Below are 14713 nucleotides of genomic sequence, written 5' to 3'. Positions count from 1 at the left end.
CAGATGAAGTCACTGAGCTAACGCCTTCGCGAGCAGGCTCGCTCCCACATTGGATCTGTAATCTACAGAAATATCTGTGGGAGCTTGCTCACGAAAGCATTGGCTCAGGCACCATCGAGCGTGCGGCGGACCTTGTCGAGCAGCTCGCTGATCTGAAACGGCTTGACCAGCATATCCATGCCACTGCCCAGAAACACCTGGCGATTGATCGCCGTTTCCGCATACCCGGTCATGAACAGAATCGGCAGCCCATCACGCCAGCCCCGCGCAACATCCGCCAACTCGCGCCCGCTCATGCGCGGCAGGCCGACATCGGTCAGCAGCAAGTTGATTGATTCATCGTTCTGCAAGCGCTCCAGCGCCGTTTCGATATCCGCCGCCTGGGTGCAGCGATAACCCGCGTCCTCCAGCACTTCGGTGACAAACATGCGCACCGACGGCATGTCTTCGACAATCAGTACATGCTCACCGCTGCCTTGCGGATCGATTACGGCTGGGGGGATGTCGGCGCCGGTCGGGTCGGTGGTGGCCGGCAACATGATCGTCACTTCGGTACCGCGTCGCGCCACGCTGCGGATATGCGCATCGCCGCCCGATTGACGAGCAAACCCATAGATCGTCGACAACCCCAGCCCAGTACCCTGGCCCAACGGTTTGGTGGTGAAAAACGGATCGAAGACCTTGTCGATGACGTTGTGTTCGATCCCGGTACCGTCGTCACGCACCGACAGTGCCACGTAAGCGCCGTCGGCCAGATTCGGGTCGCCATGGGAATAGGCGGCGTAGGTGCTGACCCAGACATTGCCGCCTGTCGGCAGCGCATCGCGGGCGTTGATCACCAGATTCAATACCGCGCTTTCCAGCTGCACCGGGTCGACCAGGGCGATCGCCGGTTTGTTGGTCAGCTCGAGCTTGAGGGTGATGCGTTCACCGATGGTGCGCATCAGCAGTTCTTCCAGCGAACGTACGTGCTCGTTGATGTCCACCGGCCGCGTGTCCAAAGGCTGCTGGCGGGCAAAGGCCAGCAGACGATGGGTGAGCGACGCCGCGCTCATTGCCGAATTCAGCGCCGCTTCGGAATAAAACTGCACTTTGTCCAGACGCTCGTCGGCGACACGTTTCTGGATCAGTTCCAGGCTGGTGATGATCCCGGTCAGCAGGTTGTTGAAGTCATGGGCGATGCCGCCGGTGAGCTTGCCCAGCGCATCCATTTTCTGCACTTGCAGCAATTGCGCCTCGGCCCGCACGCGTTCGGCGGTTTCCTTGACCAGTTGCGTGGTGGTGTCGTCAAGGCGGGCCAGATGCGAGCGTTCGCGATGGCGGTGTTCGGTGACGTCTTCGACGAACACCAGGCTCAGTTCCGGCGTGCGGTACGGTGAAATCTGCCACTCGGTCTCGCGGATCTCACCCTGCACGCGCATGTTCAGCGTGCCTTTCCAGCGCTCGCCATCGACCAGGCGCAAGCGCAGTTCATTGAGGATGGCGCTCTGCTCCTCGGCGAAGCATTCACGCAGGATTTGCGGGTCCTGATTGTCGAGAATCAGTTGCGCGAAGGCATGGTTGCACTCATGCACCTTGAGGCTGGCATCGAGCACCGCGATCGGCGCGGACACATTGACGAAAATCTCGCGGAAGCGCGCCTCGCTTTCGCGCAGGGCATTTTCCGTGTCGCGTACCCGCAGCAGCGTGCGCAGGGTGGCCAGCAGCACGTCGGGATCGACCGGGTGAATCAGGTAGGCATCGGCGCCGGCGTCGAGGCCGGTGATGATGTCGCCGGTCTGGATCGACGCTGCAGACACATGGATCACTGGCAGCAGCGCCGTGCGGCTGTCCGCGCGCAGAATCCGCACGATGTCGAAACCGCTCATGTCCGGCAGATTGACGTCGAGGATCAACGCGTCGAGCGTTTCGCTTTCAATCAGCGCCAGCCCCTCGCTGCCGGTGCCGGCCTCCAGCACCTCATAGCCGTGACGCTCCAGTCGCCGGCGCAAGGCGTAGCGGGTGGCGACGTTGTCGTCGACGATCAACAGGCGGATGTCACGTTTCATCGACGTTCTCCAGAGCGATCGCCAACGGGATGATCACGAAAAAGGTCGAGCCGACCCCCGGCGCACTGTCCATCCCGACTTCACCGCCGAGCAGGGCGGCGAAGCGTTTACACAGCGACAGGCCCAGCCCGGTGCCGCGCAGACGTTTCTGCAACGGCGAGTCGACCTGGGAAAAGTCTTCGAACAATGCGCCATGCAACTCGGCAGCGATACCTATTCCGGTGTCACTGACGGCAAAGCGCACCTTGTCCGCCCCTTCGAGCCGCGCGGAAACCCGCACTTCGCCACGGGTGGTGAACTTCAGCGAGTTGGAAATGAAGTTGCGCAGGATCTGCGCGAGTTTCTTGTCATCGGTGTACAGCCGTGGCAAACCGACCGGCTCTTCGAAGATCAGATCGACCGCCGAGGCGTCGACGATCGGTCGGAACATCCCGCGCAGGGCCGAGAACAGGTCGAACATGTCGAACCAGGCCGGGGAAATGGTGATGCGCCCGGCCTCGATCTTCGCCAGATCAAGCAGGTCATCGACCATGTCGCTGAGTTCGCGCGCCGCCGTGCTGACGAACGCTACCTGTTTGTGCTGTTCCGGGCTGAGCGGGCCGTCGAGTTCGTCGGCGAGCAGGCTGTTGATGCTCAGAATCGAACCCAGCGGCGTGCGGAATTCGTGGCTCATGTACGACAGGAAACGGCTTTTCAGATCCGAAGCCTGGCGCAGTTCCTCCGCCTGTACATCGAGTTCGGCGTACAGCGCCAGCACGCCCTGATTGGTTTCATCGAGTTCTTCGCGCAGCGCAGCGGTTTCGCTCTGCAACTGGGCAATCAGCGTGGCCTGCTCGGCACTGCTCAGAATCGGCGACTCAGCCATGGGCGGCCTCCAGGGCAACGACCAGCACCGTTACATCGTCGCGCCCGCGACAGAAGTCGCGGTGCAGGACGCTGGCTATCACGGCGGGATGGCGGTGCACCAGGCCGGGGTAGTCTTGAAGGTTCCAACGGGACTGCAAGCCGTCGCTGTACATGATCAATAGATGTCCGTTCACGTGAGCATAGTCAAAGGGCCGGGCTTTCCGGTATTGCACGCCAACAATGCCTGGGTGCGAGGGCAGTCCACGGGACTTGTCGGCGTTGATCAGGCTGGCGCCGATGTTGCCCACGCCAGCGAAGGTCAGGCTGTCGCGCCTGCCGTCAAACTGGGTAAACGCGACGGCGCCGCCACGCGTGCCGATCATGTCGCGGTGCAGGTCTTCCATCAGCATGACCGGTTCGGCGAATGGTGTCAGGGCGAAGGTTTTGGCGCCGGCGCGGCCAGCGCGTTCGGCTTCCTCGCCATGGCCGAGGCCGTCGATCACCAGCGCGCAGATGCTGGCGCCTTCATACGCCAGGTGCCAGACATCACCGCACGCCGGATCGTCGTGCAACGAATGCTGACTGACGCCGTAGCGGATATCCGGTTCGCGGTCGTTGCGTGGGTAAAGTCGTGCCAGCAACACCGCGCCACGCGCGTCGGCATAGACATCGAACACCTCGGTCTGCCGCGATACCGCGCCGAGGCCGATCCCCTGAGTGCCGCCCGTAGAGAATCCGTCGGCCATGCAGGCCTCCAGATCAAAGCCTTGAGCGCGATCCACCGCGAGCATCTCGATGCCGAAACCCGTGGGCCGAGGTAATACTCGAAGATGCAGTGCGCCGTGAGTGGCATGTTTGAGCACATTGCTCGCCAGTTCAGTGGCAACCAACGCGACACGCCCGGCATCGCGCTCGTCAAAGCCATGCTGTTCAGCGAGTTGCTGCGCGGTGCGCCGGGCATAACCGATCTGACTGCTGTCTTCGATTGGCAGAACCTGGGTCAACGTCCCCACGATATTCATGTCCATCGGGTGATCGTTATGCGTGTGCCTTTGCCGGGCTCGGTATCGAGTTCGAACTCTTCGACCAGCCGTTTCGCCCCGGTCAGGCCCAGGCCCATGCCGCTGCCGGAGGTCCAGCCGTCGGTCATCGCCAGCTTGATGTCGGCAATGCCCGGGCCTTCGTCGCGGAAGGTCAAGCGCAGACCGACCTTGTGATCTTCATCGAGAATCTGCCAGTCCATGTCGCCGCCACCACCGTAAACCATGGTGTTACGCGCCAGTTCGCTGACCGCTGTGACCATTTTCGTCAGGTCGATCAGGCGCATGCCGCATTCGGTGGCCAGTTTGCGTGCGGTCTGGCGCGCGAGCACGACATCCTGCTCGATGTGGATGGGTTGAGTACCGCTGCTGCGTACGGTCATTGCCGGTCTACTCGTTCCTGCAGCAGTTTCATCCCGCGCTCGACGTTCAATGCCGTGCTGACCCCGGGCAGGGTCAGACCGAGTTCGACCAAGGTGATCGCCACCGCCGGCTGCATGCCGACCAGCATGGTTTCGGCGTCCATGATTTTCGACAGCCCGGAAATCGTGCTGATCATCCGGCCAATGAACGAGTCGACCATGTCCAGCGCCGAGATGTCGATCAGCACGCCCCGCGCCGAGGTCTTGCTGATGCGCTCGGACAAGTCGTCCTGCAGGGTGAGGGCGAGTTGGTCATGCATATCGACCTGAATGGTCACCAGCAGGAACTTGCCCATCTGGAGAATCGGGATACGTTCCATGCTTATACCGTCTTGACGAGGCTGACACCCAGACGAGTCAGGGCCAGTTTCAATGCGTCGGCCAGATTGGCCTTGGTCACCACGCCTTGCAGGTCGAGACCGAGGTGGACGATGGTTTGCGCGATTTGCGGACGCACACCGCTGATGATGCAGTCGGCGCCCATCAGGCGGATCGCGGTCACGGTTTTCAGCAGGTGTTGGGCGACCAGGGTATCGACGGTCGGCACGCCGGTGATGTCGATGATGGCGATTTCCGAACCGGTGTCGACGATGCGTTGCAGCAGCGATTCCATCACCACTTGCGTGCGCTGCGAATCGAGGGTGCCGATCATCGGCAGGGCGAGCACGCCGTCCCACAGCTTGACCACCGGGGTCGACAGTTCCAGCAGTTCTTCCTGTTGACGCTTGATCACCGCCTCGCGGGATTTCTGGAAGGTGCGGATGGTGTGCAGGCCGAAGGCGTCGAGCAGCTCGGAGATTTCCCAGAGCTGTTCGGCGAGCAGCGCCGGTTGTTCTTTGTAGTGGCTCTGCAGCAAGTTAAACAACGGGCCTTTGAGGGCGAAGATGAAACTGGCGGTCTGCTGCGAATCCTGGCCGAGCAGGGCGCGGCTGTGGGAGAGCTTTTCGAGAAACTGGCGGGTGGTCTCCCAACCGGGTGCGGCGATGTTGGTGCCGTTGTCGTTCTCGATGCCACTGACCACCAGTTGCAGGAATTCCGTGGTCTGTTGCTGCAGATCGTGCTCTTTCAGATTACGCGTGGCACCGCTGGCTTGCAGGCCGTTGATCCATTCGCCCAGCAGTTGTGCTTGTTTGTTTTTCATCGCATCGAGTGTGCTGTTCTGCAGTGCTGCCATGTGCCTGTTGCTCCGTCGCGAATTGGGGGGCGATCGTGAAAATGATCGCCGCGAAGTGATCGACATTTGCCGCTCGAAATAGTTGTTCGTTCCTGCACGTATATTTTTGATCTGGCGCAAGTAACGTCCCGGTAACTCTAGTCGGCGTGGCCGCAAGCGGCGATGTTTTGAACGATGGCGCGGGTCAGGCTTCGAATCTTTAACACCCGGCGGATGTGTGTCGGGGGTGTTTGACCAACGAGGTGGCCATGAACGAGCAAACGAAGCAGAGCCAATCTGGCGAACCAATCAATCGCAATGATCCGGCTATCGACCCGCAGGTACCGGGGCAGCCGGCGCCGACGCAGCATCAGGGCGAAAAAGAGCAGGCGCAGAGTGCCGATCCGGCGGTGGATCAGAAAAACCAGCACACGGACAACGACAATGAGTTCAGTCCGGGCTTCGAACCGCAGCCGGATCGGGCGAAGCCGGGGGAGGAGACGGATGCCGATATTGATACCGATGGGGGTTGATGTTCGGCGGATATGACAAGGCCGCATCTTATGGATGCGGCCTTTTTTTCGCTTGAGTCTGGTGGTGTGGCTGAGATCGATCCCCCTCACCCCAGCCCTCTCCCCCAAGGGGGGCGAGGGGGAAAGGGAGCCGATCTCGGTGCCTTTCAAAAGCCAGGTTCGACTCGGGATTTCAGGTCGGTGTAACTCGAACATTCACCCCGCCCGAATCCCTCCCGCTCGCTCAAAGGGAAAGGGAGCCGATCTGGGGCTGTTCAGAGCCTGAGTTCGACTCAAGACTTTCAAGTCGGCGTAACTCGAACATCCGACTCGGTCGGCTCCCTCTCCTTTTGGGAGAGGGCTGGGGTGAGGGTAAGGCTGTTTACTTGCTCGGATGCTTGGCCTGCAATTCCTTGGCGGCGGCGAGGTGTTTTTCCAGCCCCGGCAGCATTTTCTGGGCAAAGGCCTTCAATTCCGTAGCGCCTTTGACCTTGTCATCGGTCACGGTATTGGCTTGTTTCTTGAACAGCTCGATGGTCTCTTCATGCGCCTTCACCTGATTATTGGCGTAAGCGGCGTCGAAGGATTCATCGCGCAGGTCGAGGATTTTTTCCTTGGCCTGTTTGACCAGAGTCGTGGTGTCCGGGACTTCGATGTCATTGGCCTTGGCAATGGTCGCCAGTTCATCGTTGGCTTTGCCGTGATCGGTGATCATCATGTTGGCGAACGCCTTGATGTCCGCCGATTGGCTTTTTTCCAGGGCCAGACGGCTGGTTTCGATTTCGGCGATGCCACCGGCTGCGGCGTTATCGACGAAGTCATTGTCCGTCGCGGCGAAAGCACTGCCCATGCCACTGCTCAGGGCGACAGCCAAAACGAGATGACGCAGGTTGAATCCGTCCATTGGTGTATCTCCACGCAGGTTGTTGTCGGTGTTATCCAATGGAGGCAACGCTGCAGACAAAGGTTTTATCGCATTTGCGACAGGGCGACGAACGGCCACCGCTGGTCTGACAGGTGGTCGACAGAACGGCTCAACCAAGGCCATTCTGATAACGGGCCAGCGCATCGGTCGCGCTGGCTGCCGATCAACTGACGGAGGTGTTCCATGCCGGTTCCCCATGACCTGTTTCAGGACTTGAGTTGCACGAAGGAAGAGATCCAGCAAAAACGCACCCAGGATCCACGACTGGATTCACTGATCAACAAGTATTCCCAAGCCGACGCCGACGTGGTCAAGGCCGAAACGGCCACCTCGGATGCTCCCACCGACGATGCATTAAAAAAACTCAAAGAGAAGCGCCTTAAGGTGAAAGACGAAATCGTCAGCCATTTGCAGGCCCCGTCCTGACTCTCCATTGATCCGCCGACCTGCGGTTGCGGATTGACGGGAACGACAGCCACGACCGGCACCTCGAATGTACAGAGTCTTCAATCCCCGACTCTTTGCGAGGTGCCTTATGAACGATCCGAAATTCCCCAGTGAAGAGCAGGGCGCATTCGACCCGGTTCCTACCCATCCCGAACCCAACAGCCCGGCGCATACCACCGCTAACCCCGAAGAGCCGGATGAGGATTTGCCTGAAGACGAAGATCCGGACAAGTTCGATAAGTCCAGCAACTGACAGACCGTCATCGCTGGCAAGCCAGCTCCCACAGTGAATTGTGTTGACCACAAATGCTGTGGTCAGCAGAGAACCCTGTGGGAGCTGGCTTGCCAGCGATGGCGTCAGTCCGCTCGATACAAATCCAGCAGATTCACTTCAGCGCCGCATCCAACGGCATCCGCGCCATATGCGTGGCCTTCAACGAGCCAAAATACAACCACGACCCATACTCGCGCACCGTGGTAATCGGCGAATAATTGCCGTTGCTGGCATCCTGCAGATTGGCGATCACCTTGCCCTCCAGATCCAGCCCCAGGACAAACCCGCGCTTCTCCACCGGCTTAGGCAAAACTGTCAACGCCCGCACAATCATCTTGCGTACGAAGGGGTGCCCGGCGGTGCCATCGAGCAAGGCATTGCGCGGCGCATACAACGCCACCCAAAAGCGGTTGCTGCCATTGAACGCGAGGTTGTCCGGCAGCCCCGGCAGATTGTCGATGAACAGGTCGTGAGTGCCGGCTTTCGGCCCGGTCAGCCAGTAACGGCTGATGCGATAGGCGCCGGTTTCATTGACCAGTACATAGGCGTCATCCGGACCGAGGGTCACGCCGTTGGCGAATTCCAGCTTATCCAGCAACACGCTGGTTTTACCGCTCTGAAAGTCATAACGCAGCAAACGCCCGTCACCGCCGTGCTCAATGATCGCTTCGCCGTCATGGCCATAGCCCCAACGACTGGAAGCGTCGCTGAAATAGGCGTAATGCCCGGACTGGTCGATGGCGACGTCATCGGTGAAGCCGAACGCCAGACCATTGGCCGCCGTGGTCAAAGGAATCAACTGACCTTGCGCATCAAGGGACAGCAAGCCCTTGACCCCGTCGGCGATCACCAGCAAGCCGTTCGGATGTCGGGCCAAACCGAGCGGACGGCCACCGGTGTCGGCGAGTACTTTGCGTTGCTGGCCGTCGAGGCTGGTGCGCAGCAGTCGGCCGTCGTGCAGTCCGGTGATCAAGAAGTCACTTTCCAGCAGCAAGGCTTCCGGCCCCTCGATGTCGCTCGGCCCGACCTGAGCTGCGGCTTTGAGTTTCTGGTTCTCGGCGTAAATGCCTTCTTTGAGCGATGGCGCTGGCGGCGGCGTCCAGGCCACGGGTTCGACTCTGCTCGGCATCAACAATAAAAAACCGATGACGATGAGCACCAGTAGCAATAGCAGATGTCGCAGCTTCACGCGCTGGCCCTCGCCGATGACAGGTATTGCGCGGCCATGTCACGCAGGGCCAGCATCGACGCGGCAGATTCGCGCTCGATGCGGCGCTTGAGCAGCAAGTGATTGGCGATGCGCATGCCCAAGCCGTCGAAGCGATAATCCAGTGTGCGCACAAATCGCGTGCCGTTACCCTCGGCGCCGCATTCATAGGTCAGCAGCAACGACAAGCCATGATCGCCCTGCGCCCGCGCGCACCAGCGTCGGCCGGGCAGGTACTCAGTCACTTCCCAGCTCAAGTGGCCTTCACGGCCGCCGGCATGAATGTCCTCTTCAAAGCGCGCGCCGGCATGCAGCGGGCCGTGTGGGCCGTCGATCTTCAGCGACGACGGGTGCCACTCCGGCCAGCGCCCGACACTGGCGGCATAGGCGAGCACGGCAATCGGTTCACCGGTGATATCGATCTGGTGCTGCATGCGGGTCATGGGCATTCTCGAATAGCTCAAAGGGGCGGGTTCCGGTTCCCAGTACAGGGTGCCGAACAGGTAGTCCATCAACGGCAGGACGATATTGAAATTGCGCTCCTGCATGCGCTCGCGGCGATGATGCAGTTCGTGCAGGCGGCGCATCTGGCGGATCCACGGCAGGCGCGTCACCGGGTTGTCCGGCGGCAGATGCTCGCAGGCATGAAACACTTCATAGGTCAGATAGCCCAGGACCATGCAACCGCCAAACAGCCCGGCGACGTTGGCGTTGAATTGCGCGAACAACCACCATAACGGCAGGGTGATCAGCAACGTATGAACGACGATCAGCCATGCCGGAAACAGAATCACCCGCCAGTCGCGAGCGCTGTCGTAAGTCATGTGCCCGGGGGTGAAAAAACTGTGATGGTCGCCAGCGTGGCGGGCGTAGAACAGTTTGGCAAAAGCCTTTTTGTGGTGGCCGAGATGGCGGTGCACCGTGTACACGCCGAAGTTGAAGAACAACAGTGTCAGCGGCACCGTCAGCCATTCCAGCCCACTGACCTGTTGCACGCGGCTCCAGAAAGCGCCAATGGCCAATACCCCGAACAGCAGCACGAAAGCGCCGTGCAGCCACGGGTTGTAGAGCGGGTGAATGGCCGCACGGTAGCGGCTGCGAAATGCCTCGGTGGTCTGCCTCACTGCGCTCACCTGTCGGTATCGTTGTTATACCCGGCAGATTAGCCGATCCGGCCGTTTGTGCAGGCCGGACCTTGAGGTCACATGCGCCATGATCCGGTGTAAAGCGGCCGGTTCAGCTCAACGGGTTCCAGCGCTGCGACCAGTCGTCATCGGCCTTGATCACGTCGCGCAGCAGGTCAAAGGCCTGTTGCAGGATCGCCGAGTCACGATCGCGCGAATACACCAGGTAAGTCGGATAGCTGAATTCCGGGGCTTTGGTCACCGCTTCGAGTGCGCCGCTCTCCAGATAGGTACGCACGACGCGGGTGCGGAAATAGCCGCTGCCACCGTGTTCGAGAATGTATTGCAGCGCCAGCGGGCCGAGGTTGAAACTCAACGCGGCTTTGGCTTTTTCTGGCAGGGCGGCGTCGTGCTGACGGCGGAAATCCGGGCCCCAATCGATGTAGACGTAGGGATCCGGGCGCTCGGGCGCACGTACCAGAATCAGTTTTTCCTCCAGCACTTGCTCCACCTGCAGTCCCGGCCAGTATTCCGGCTGATAGACCAGCGCCGCGTCGAGTACGCCGAGTTCGAGCTGGCGCAGGAGGTTTTCGCCGTCGCGGATTTCCATGCGCAGGGCATGCCCGGGGATTTTTTCGCGCAGTTCGGCGGCCCAACTGAGCATCAGCGGATTGCACAGGCTGACTTCGCCACCGATGTGCAGCACGTTGTGATAACCCTCAGGCAACGGCAGATCCCGGCGCGCCGCTTCCCAGGTCTGCACCAGTTGATTGGCGTAGACCACGAAAGCCTCGCCATTGGGCGTCAGTTTCGCCCCGGCGCGATTGCGCACGAACAAGGTGCTGCCCAACTGGCTTTCGAGTTTCTGCACCCGGGCGGTGATCGCCGTTTGCGTGACGAAGAGCTTCTGCGCGGCGGCGGCGAGACTGCCGTGGCGGACGATTTCGAGGAAGGTGCGAGCGAGGTCGATGTCCATGGGCGGGCCAATGCAAAAGGTTCGCGCATTGTAAGTGCAGCCTCGGCGGCGCGTCATCGTCGATAGCATGCACAGGCCTTTGTCGCGCCGCCCCGGCCATCGGGCAGCCGAGGCGTGCCCGGTACGCGTTTCAGGGGTAGAATGCGCGCCTAACCGTGACAGCCTGACTAAAAAAACTATGTCCTTGCCCAAGCATCATCTGGAATTGCTCAGCCCTGCCCGCGATGTCGCCATCGCCCGTGAGGCGATTCTCCACGGCGCCGACGCCGTGTACATCGGCGGCCCGAGCTTCGGCGCGCGCCACAACGCCTGCAACGAAGTCGGTGAAATCGCCGAACTGGTAGAGTTCGCCCGCCGTTACCACGCGCGCATTTTCACCACCATCAACACCATCCTGCACGACAACGAACTGGAGCCGGCGCGCAAGCTGATCCATCAGTTGTACGACGCCGGTGTCGATGCGCTGATCGTGCAGGATCTGGGTGTGATGGAGCTGGACATTCCGCCGATCGAGCTACACGCCTCGACCCAGACTGACATCCGCACCCTTGAGCGAGCGAAATTCCTCGATCAGGCCGGTTTCTCCCAACTGGTGTTGGCCCGTGAGCTGAACCTGCAGGAAATCCGTGCGATTGCCGATGAAACCGATGCTGCCGTCGAGTTCTTCATCCATGGCGCGTTGTGCGTGGCCTTCTCCGGGCAGTGCAATATTTCCCACGCGCAGACCGGGCGCAGCGCCAACCGTGGCGACTGCTCGCAGGCCTGCCGTTTGCCGTACACCCTCAAAGATGAAAAGGGTGGCGTGATCGCCTACGAAAAACACCTGCTGTCGATGAAAGACAACAACCAGAGCGCCAACATCCGCGCGCTGGTCGAAGCCGGTGTGCGTTCGTTCAAGATCGAGGGTCGCTACAAGGACATGGGCTATGTGAAGAACATCACCGCCTATTACCGTCAACGCCTCGACGACGTGCTCGAAGACCGCCCGGATCTGGCCCGCGCCTCCAGCGGCCGCACCGCGCACTTCTTCCTGCCTGACCCGGAAAAAACCTTCCACCGTGGCAGCACCGACTATTTCGTCACTGATCGCAAGATCGACATCGGCGCTTTCGACTCGCCGACCTTCACCGGTCTGCCGGTCGGCATCGTCGAGAAAGTCGCCAAGCGTGACATGCAAGTGGTGACCCACGAGCCGCTGTCCAACGGTGATGGCCTGAACGTATTGGTCAAGCGCGAAGTGGTCGGTTTCCGCGCCAACATCGCCGAGGCCAAAGGCGAGTTCGAGGAAGACGGCGAGAAGCGTTACCGCTACCGCGTCGAGCCGAACGAAATGCCCGAAGGCCTGTACAAGCTGCGACCGAATCACCCGTTGAACCGCAACCTCGACCACAACTGGCAACAGGCGCTGCAAAAGACTTCTTCGGAGCGTCGCGTGGCCCTGAGCTGGGTTGCGCGTCTGCGTGAAGAACAGCTGGAAGTGACCGCCACCAGCGAGGAAGGCATCAGTGCCAGCGTCACCCTCAACGGTCCGTTCGGTGTGGCCAACAAGCCTGAGCAGGCGCTGGAACAGTTGCGCGATCTGCTCGGCCAGCTCGGCACCACGCAGTACCACGCCACCGACATCAAGCTGGATGCGCCAGAGGCGTTCTTCATCCCCAACTCGCAGCTCAAAGCCCTGCGCCGTGAAGTGATCGAGAACCTCACCGCCGCGCGTGTCGCTGCGCACCCGCGTGGCCACCGCAAAGCTGAAACCAGCCCGCCACCGGTGTACCCGGATTCGCACCTGACCTTCCTCGCCAACGTCTATAACCAGAAAGCGCGCGACTTCTACCACCGTCACGGCGTGAAGCTGATCGACGCGGCGTACGAAGCTCACGAAGAGGCGGGTGAAGTGCCGGTGATGATCACCAAGCACTGCCTGCGTTTCTCCTTCAACCTGTGCCCGAAACAGGCCAAGGGCGTGACCGGCGTGCGCACCAAGGTCGCGCCGATGCAGTTGATCCACGGCGATGAAGTACTGACACTGAAATTCGACTGCAAACCGTGCGAGATGCACATCATCGGCAAAATGAAGGGCCACATTCTCAATCTGCCGCAACCGGGCAGCGTGGTCGGCCACATCAGCCCTGAAGACCTGATGAAAACCATCCCGCGCGCACCGCACTAAGTGACTGGCAGGCGCGTTGCTGCGGCATCGCGCCTGCCGACGTGCAGCGGGCCGCAGGACTGCCCGAGGCGTGCTGTTTACGCCTTGACCCAGCGCTGCCGGCTCCAGGCGCTCAACGAATCCACTGCCAACACCAGCAACAGCATTGCCAGGATTACCGTGCTGGCTTGCGCCTCCTGAAACAGGCTGAGGCTCACATAGAGCATCTGGCCCAGTCCGCCTGCACCGACAAAACCCAGTACGCTGGCCATGCGGATGTTGTTTTCCCAGCGATAAAGAATGTAGGCGAGCAGTTGTGGCGTAAGGTTCGGCAAGGTGCCGTAACAGAACGCCAGAAGCGGATTGCCGCCTTGCAAGCGGATCGCTTCGGCAGGTTGCGGCGGGGTGTTTTCCAGGGCTTCGGCAAACAGGCGGCCGAGCACGCCCGTGGTGTGCAGGGCGAGGGCGAGGGTGCCGGCGTTCGGCCCAAGCCCGGCAGCGAGCACCATCAGTGCCGCCCAGACCAGTTCCGGAATCGCCCGCAAACCGTTGAGCAACAGCCGCGAAACACTTTGTAGCGGCCAGCCGAAACGCCCGGCGGCGGGCAGGGCGAGGATGATTCCCAGCATCGCCGCGAGCAGGGTGCCGAGGGCCGACATGGCGAGGGTTTCCATCGAGCCGTGAACAATGGCTCGCAGGTAAGCGGTGCTCAAGTCCGGACTGAGAAAGCGCTGCACGTAAGCGCCCATCTGCTTCAGGCTACTGGCGCTGCCAAGCTCAGCGAGATCCAGGCCCAGATAGCTGAACGAGGCAAAGACCGCCGCGACGATAGCGGTGACCAGCAGCAGATTGATCAGGCGGTTCATGCCAGCCCCCAGCGCAACAACCGGCTGAATTGGTCGGCGGCCAGCACCAGTATCAGGAAGGTCAGCAGCATGCTGGCGACTTCTCCGCCGGCAAACATGCGGATCGACAGATCGATCTGCTGACCGAGCCCGCCGGCACCGACAAAACCCATCACCACTGACGCGCGGATCGCGCATTCCCAGCGATAGACCGTGTACGAGAGCAGTTCCGCCGCGACATTGGGCATGACGCCATAGGCAAAACTCGCCAGCCGGCCGCTGCCCGATTGCAGCAAGGCGTGGGCCGGGCGCTGATCGGTGGATTCGAAAATCTCCGCGTAGACCTTGCCGAGCATGCCGCTGTAGGTGATGGCGATGGCCAGCACGCCCGCCGCTGGCCCCAGACCGACCGCGCGGACAAACAACAGTGCCCAGACGATCTCCGGCACGCTACGCAGAAAGATCAGCAAGCCGCGAATCGGCCAGCGTAACAACCGGCCCATGGCGCTCGGCACGCCACCGCGCGAGGCGGCGGACAACGACAGTGCACGACTCGCCAGCAACCCGGCCGGCACCGCCAGCAGCAGCGCCAGGGCCATGCCGGCGGTGGCGATGGCGAGGGTTTGCAACGTGGCTTTGAGCAACAGCTGCAAGAACGCTTGATCGTGCGCGGGCGGCCAGAAGGCCGAAACGAAACGACCCATTTCGCTGCGGCTGTCATCTTGCAGCAGCACGCCCAGATCCAGTT

The 14713-nt window shown here is 61.1% G+C and carries 16 protein-coding genes; 4 read left to right on the top strand and 12 right to left on the bottom strand.

Going from position 1 to position 14713, the window contains the following annotated elements:
- Positions 1 to 104 precede the first annotated feature (104 nt).
- From AK821_RS00765 to AK821_RS00740, 6 genes are read right to left on the bottom strand one after another with little or no spacing between them, the layout of a single operon-like run.
- Positions 105 to 2048: a response regulator gene (locus AK821_RS00765; RefSeq protein ID WP_064387685.1), complete on the bottom strand. Its 1944-nt coding sequence runs from the start codon at positions 2046 to 2048 to the stop codon at positions 105 to 107.
- Entirely contained in the window at positions 2038 to 2913 is an 876-nt protein-coding gene (locus AK821_RS00760) for a sensor histidine kinase (protein WP_064387684.1), read from the bottom strand. Before AK821_RS00760 ends, AK821_RS00765 begins: the two co-directional genes overlap by 11 nt.
- Complete coding sequence (locus AK821_RS00755; protein ID WP_064387737.1) at positions 2906 to 3916, bottom strand: ATP-binding protein; 1011 nt, start codon at positions 3914 to 3916, stop codon at positions 2906 to 2908. The genes AK821_RS00760 and AK821_RS00755 overlap by 8 nt, the downstream gene beginning before the upstream one ends.
- Complete coding sequence (locus AK821_RS00750; RefSeq protein ID WP_003225570.1) at positions 3913 to 4317, bottom strand: anti-sigma regulatory factor; 405 nt, start codon at positions 4315 to 4317, stop codon at positions 3913 to 3915. The genes AK821_RS00755 and AK821_RS00750 overlap by 4 nt, the downstream gene beginning before the upstream one ends.
- Positions 4314 to 4676, bottom strand: coding sequence for an STAS domain-containing protein (locus tag AK821_RS00745; protein WP_007912539.1), 363 nt, complete (start codon positions 4674 to 4676; stop codon positions 4314 to 4316). The genes AK821_RS00750 and AK821_RS00745 overlap by 4 nt, the downstream gene beginning before the upstream one ends.
- Positions 4677 to 4678: 2 nt before the next feature.
- On the bottom strand, positions 4679 to 5530 hold the full coding sequence (locus tag AK821_RS00740; RefSeq protein ID WP_064387683.1) for an STAS domain-containing protein: 852 nt from the start codon (positions 5528 to 5530) through the stop codon (positions 4679 to 4681).
- 248 nt (positions 5531 to 5778) lie between these two features.
- On the opposite strand from AK821_RS00740, the gene AK821_RS00735 reads away from it, so the two are divergent.
- On the top strand, positions 5779 to 6042 hold the full coding sequence (locus AK821_RS00735; protein WP_064387682.1) for a hypothetical protein: 264 nt from the start codon (positions 5779 to 5781) through the stop codon (positions 6040 to 6042).
- A 361-nt stretch (positions 6043 to 6403) separates the two neighbouring features.
- Here AK821_RS00735 and AK821_RS00730 read toward each other — a convergent pair whose 3' ends face one another.
- On the bottom strand, positions 6404 to 6925 hold the full coding sequence (locus AK821_RS00730) for a DUF4142 domain-containing protein (protein ID WP_064387681.1): 522 nt from the start codon (positions 6923 to 6925) through the stop codon (positions 6404 to 6406).
- 204 nt (positions 6926 to 7129) lie between these two features.
- On the opposite strand from AK821_RS00730, the gene AK821_RS00725 reads away from it, so the two are divergent.
- Together AK821_RS00725 and AK821_RS30875 are read left to right on the top strand one after the other, a co-directional pair.
- Entirely contained in the window at positions 7130 to 7372 is a 243-nt protein-coding gene (locus AK821_RS00725) for a DUF465 domain-containing protein (RefSeq protein ID WP_064387680.1), read from the top strand.
- 109 nt (positions 7373 to 7481) lie between these two features.
- Positions 7482 to 7646, top strand: coding sequence for a hypothetical protein (locus tag AK821_RS30875; RefSeq protein ID WP_007912545.1), 165 nt, complete (start codon positions 7482 to 7484; stop codon positions 7644 to 7646).
- A 133-nt stretch (positions 7647 to 7779) separates the two neighbouring features.
- Here AK821_RS30875 and AK821_RS00720 read toward each other — a convergent pair whose 3' ends face one another.
- From AK821_RS00720 to AK821_RS00710, 3 genes are all read right to left on the bottom strand, one after another.
- Entirely contained in the window at positions 7780 to 8856 is a 1077-nt protein-coding gene (locus tag AK821_RS00720) for an SMP-30/gluconolactonase/LRE family protein (protein ID WP_064387679.1), read from the bottom strand.
- On the bottom strand, positions 8853 to 9998 hold the full coding sequence (locus AK821_RS00715) for a sterol desaturase/SRPBCC family protein (protein WP_064387678.1): 1146 nt from the start codon (positions 9996 to 9998) through the stop codon (positions 8853 to 8855). The genes AK821_RS00720 and AK821_RS00715 overlap by 4 nt, the downstream gene beginning before the upstream one ends.
- 112 nt (positions 9999 to 10110) lie before the next feature.
- A complete protein-coding gene (locus AK821_RS00710) occupies positions 10111 to 10974 on the bottom strand; it encodes a LysR family transcriptional regulator (RefSeq protein WP_064387677.1) in 864 nt (287 codons plus the stop codon).
- 178 nt (positions 10975 to 11152) lie between these two features.
- Between AK821_RS00710 and AK821_RS00705 the strand changes: the two genes are divergently transcribed.
- The gene (locus AK821_RS00705; RefSeq protein WP_064387676.1) at positions 11153 to 13141 is read left to right on the top strand and encodes a peptidase U32 family protein; all 1989 of its coding nucleotides are present in this window, start codon (positions 11153 to 11155) and stop codon (positions 13139 to 13141) included.
- Positions 13142 to 13218: 77 nt separating this feature from the next.
- Here AK821_RS00705 and phnE read toward each other — a convergent pair whose 3' ends face one another.
- Both phnE and AK821_RS00695 read right to left on the bottom strand, forming a co-directional pair.
- On the bottom strand, positions 13219 to 13986 hold the full coding sequence (gene phnE / locus AK821_RS00700) for a phosphonate ABC transporter, permease protein PhnE (RefSeq protein ID WP_064387675.1): 768 nt from the start codon (positions 13984 to 13986) through the stop codon (positions 13219 to 13221).
- Positions 13983 to 14713, bottom strand: a 731-nt coding sequence (locus AK821_RS00695; RefSeq protein ID WP_064387674.1) for a PhnE/PtxC family ABC transporter permease, incomplete at its 5' end; no start/stop codon positions are given. The genes phnE and AK821_RS00695, both read right to left, overlap by 4 nt.

Source organism: Pseudomonas sp. RIT-PI-r (genome assembly GCF_001297015.1).
Classification (GTDB): Bacteria; Pseudomonadota; Gammaproteobacteria; order Pseudomonadales; family Pseudomonadaceae; genus Aquipseudomonas.
The sequence above is the reverse complement of the archived record's forward strand: the minus strand, read 5'-3'. Positions and strand labels throughout refer to the sequence as shown.

What these genes read in the sequence shown, in the direction of transcription:
- AK821_RS00765 (WP_064387685.1), bottom strand. Translation starts at nt 2,048, where the DNA reads ATGAAACGTGACATCCGCCTGTTGATCGTCGACGACAACGTCGCCACC.
- AK821_RS00760 (WP_064387684.1), bottom strand. Translation starts at nt 2,913, where the DNA reads ATGGCTGAGTCGCCGATTCTGAGCAGTGCCGAGCAGGCCACGCTGATT.
- AK821_RS00755 (WP_064387737.1), bottom strand. Translation starts at nt 3,916, where the DNA reads ATGAATATCGTGGGGACGTTGACCCAGGTTCTGCCAATCGAAGACAGC.
- AK821_RS00750 (WP_003225570.1), bottom strand. Translation starts at nt 4,317, where the DNA reads ATGACCGTACGCAGCAGCGGTACTCAACCCATCCACATCGAGCAGGAT.
- AK821_RS00745 (WP_007912539.1), bottom strand. Translation starts at nt 4,676, where the DNA reads ATGGAACGTATCCCGATTCTCCAGATGGGCAAGTTCCTGCTGGTGACC.
- AK821_RS00740 (WP_064387683.1), bottom strand. Translation starts at nt 5,530, where the DNA reads ATGGCAGCACTGCAGAACAGCACACTCGATGCGATGAAAAACAAACAA.
- AK821_RS00735 (WP_064387682.1), top strand. Translation starts at nt 5,779, where the DNA reads ATGAACGAGCAAACGAAGCAGAGCCAATCTGGCGAACCAATCAATCGC.
- AK821_RS00730 (WP_064387681.1), bottom strand. Translation starts at nt 6,925, where the DNA reads ATGGACGGATTCAACCTGCGTCATCTCGTTTTGGCTGTCGCCCTGAGC.
- AK821_RS00725 (WP_064387680.1), top strand. Translation starts at nt 7,130, where the DNA reads ATGCCGGTTCCCCATGACCTGTTTCAGGACTTGAGTTGCACGAAGGAA.
- AK821_RS30875 (WP_007912545.1), top strand. Translation starts at nt 7,482, where the DNA reads ATGAACGATCCGAAATTCCCCAGTGAAGAGCAGGGCGCATTCGACCCG.
- AK821_RS00710 (WP_064387677.1), bottom strand. Translation starts at nt 10,974, where the DNA reads ATGGACATCGACCTCGCTCGCACCTTCCTCGAAATCGTCCGCCACGGC.
- AK821_RS00705 (WP_064387676.1), top strand. Translation starts at nt 11,153, where the DNA reads ATGTCCTTGCCCAAGCATCATCTGGAATTGCTCAGCCCTGCCCGCGAT.
- phnE (WP_064387675.1), bottom strand. Translation starts at nt 13,986, where the DNA reads ATGAACCGCCTGATCAATCTGCTGCTGGTCACCGCTATCGTCGCGGCG.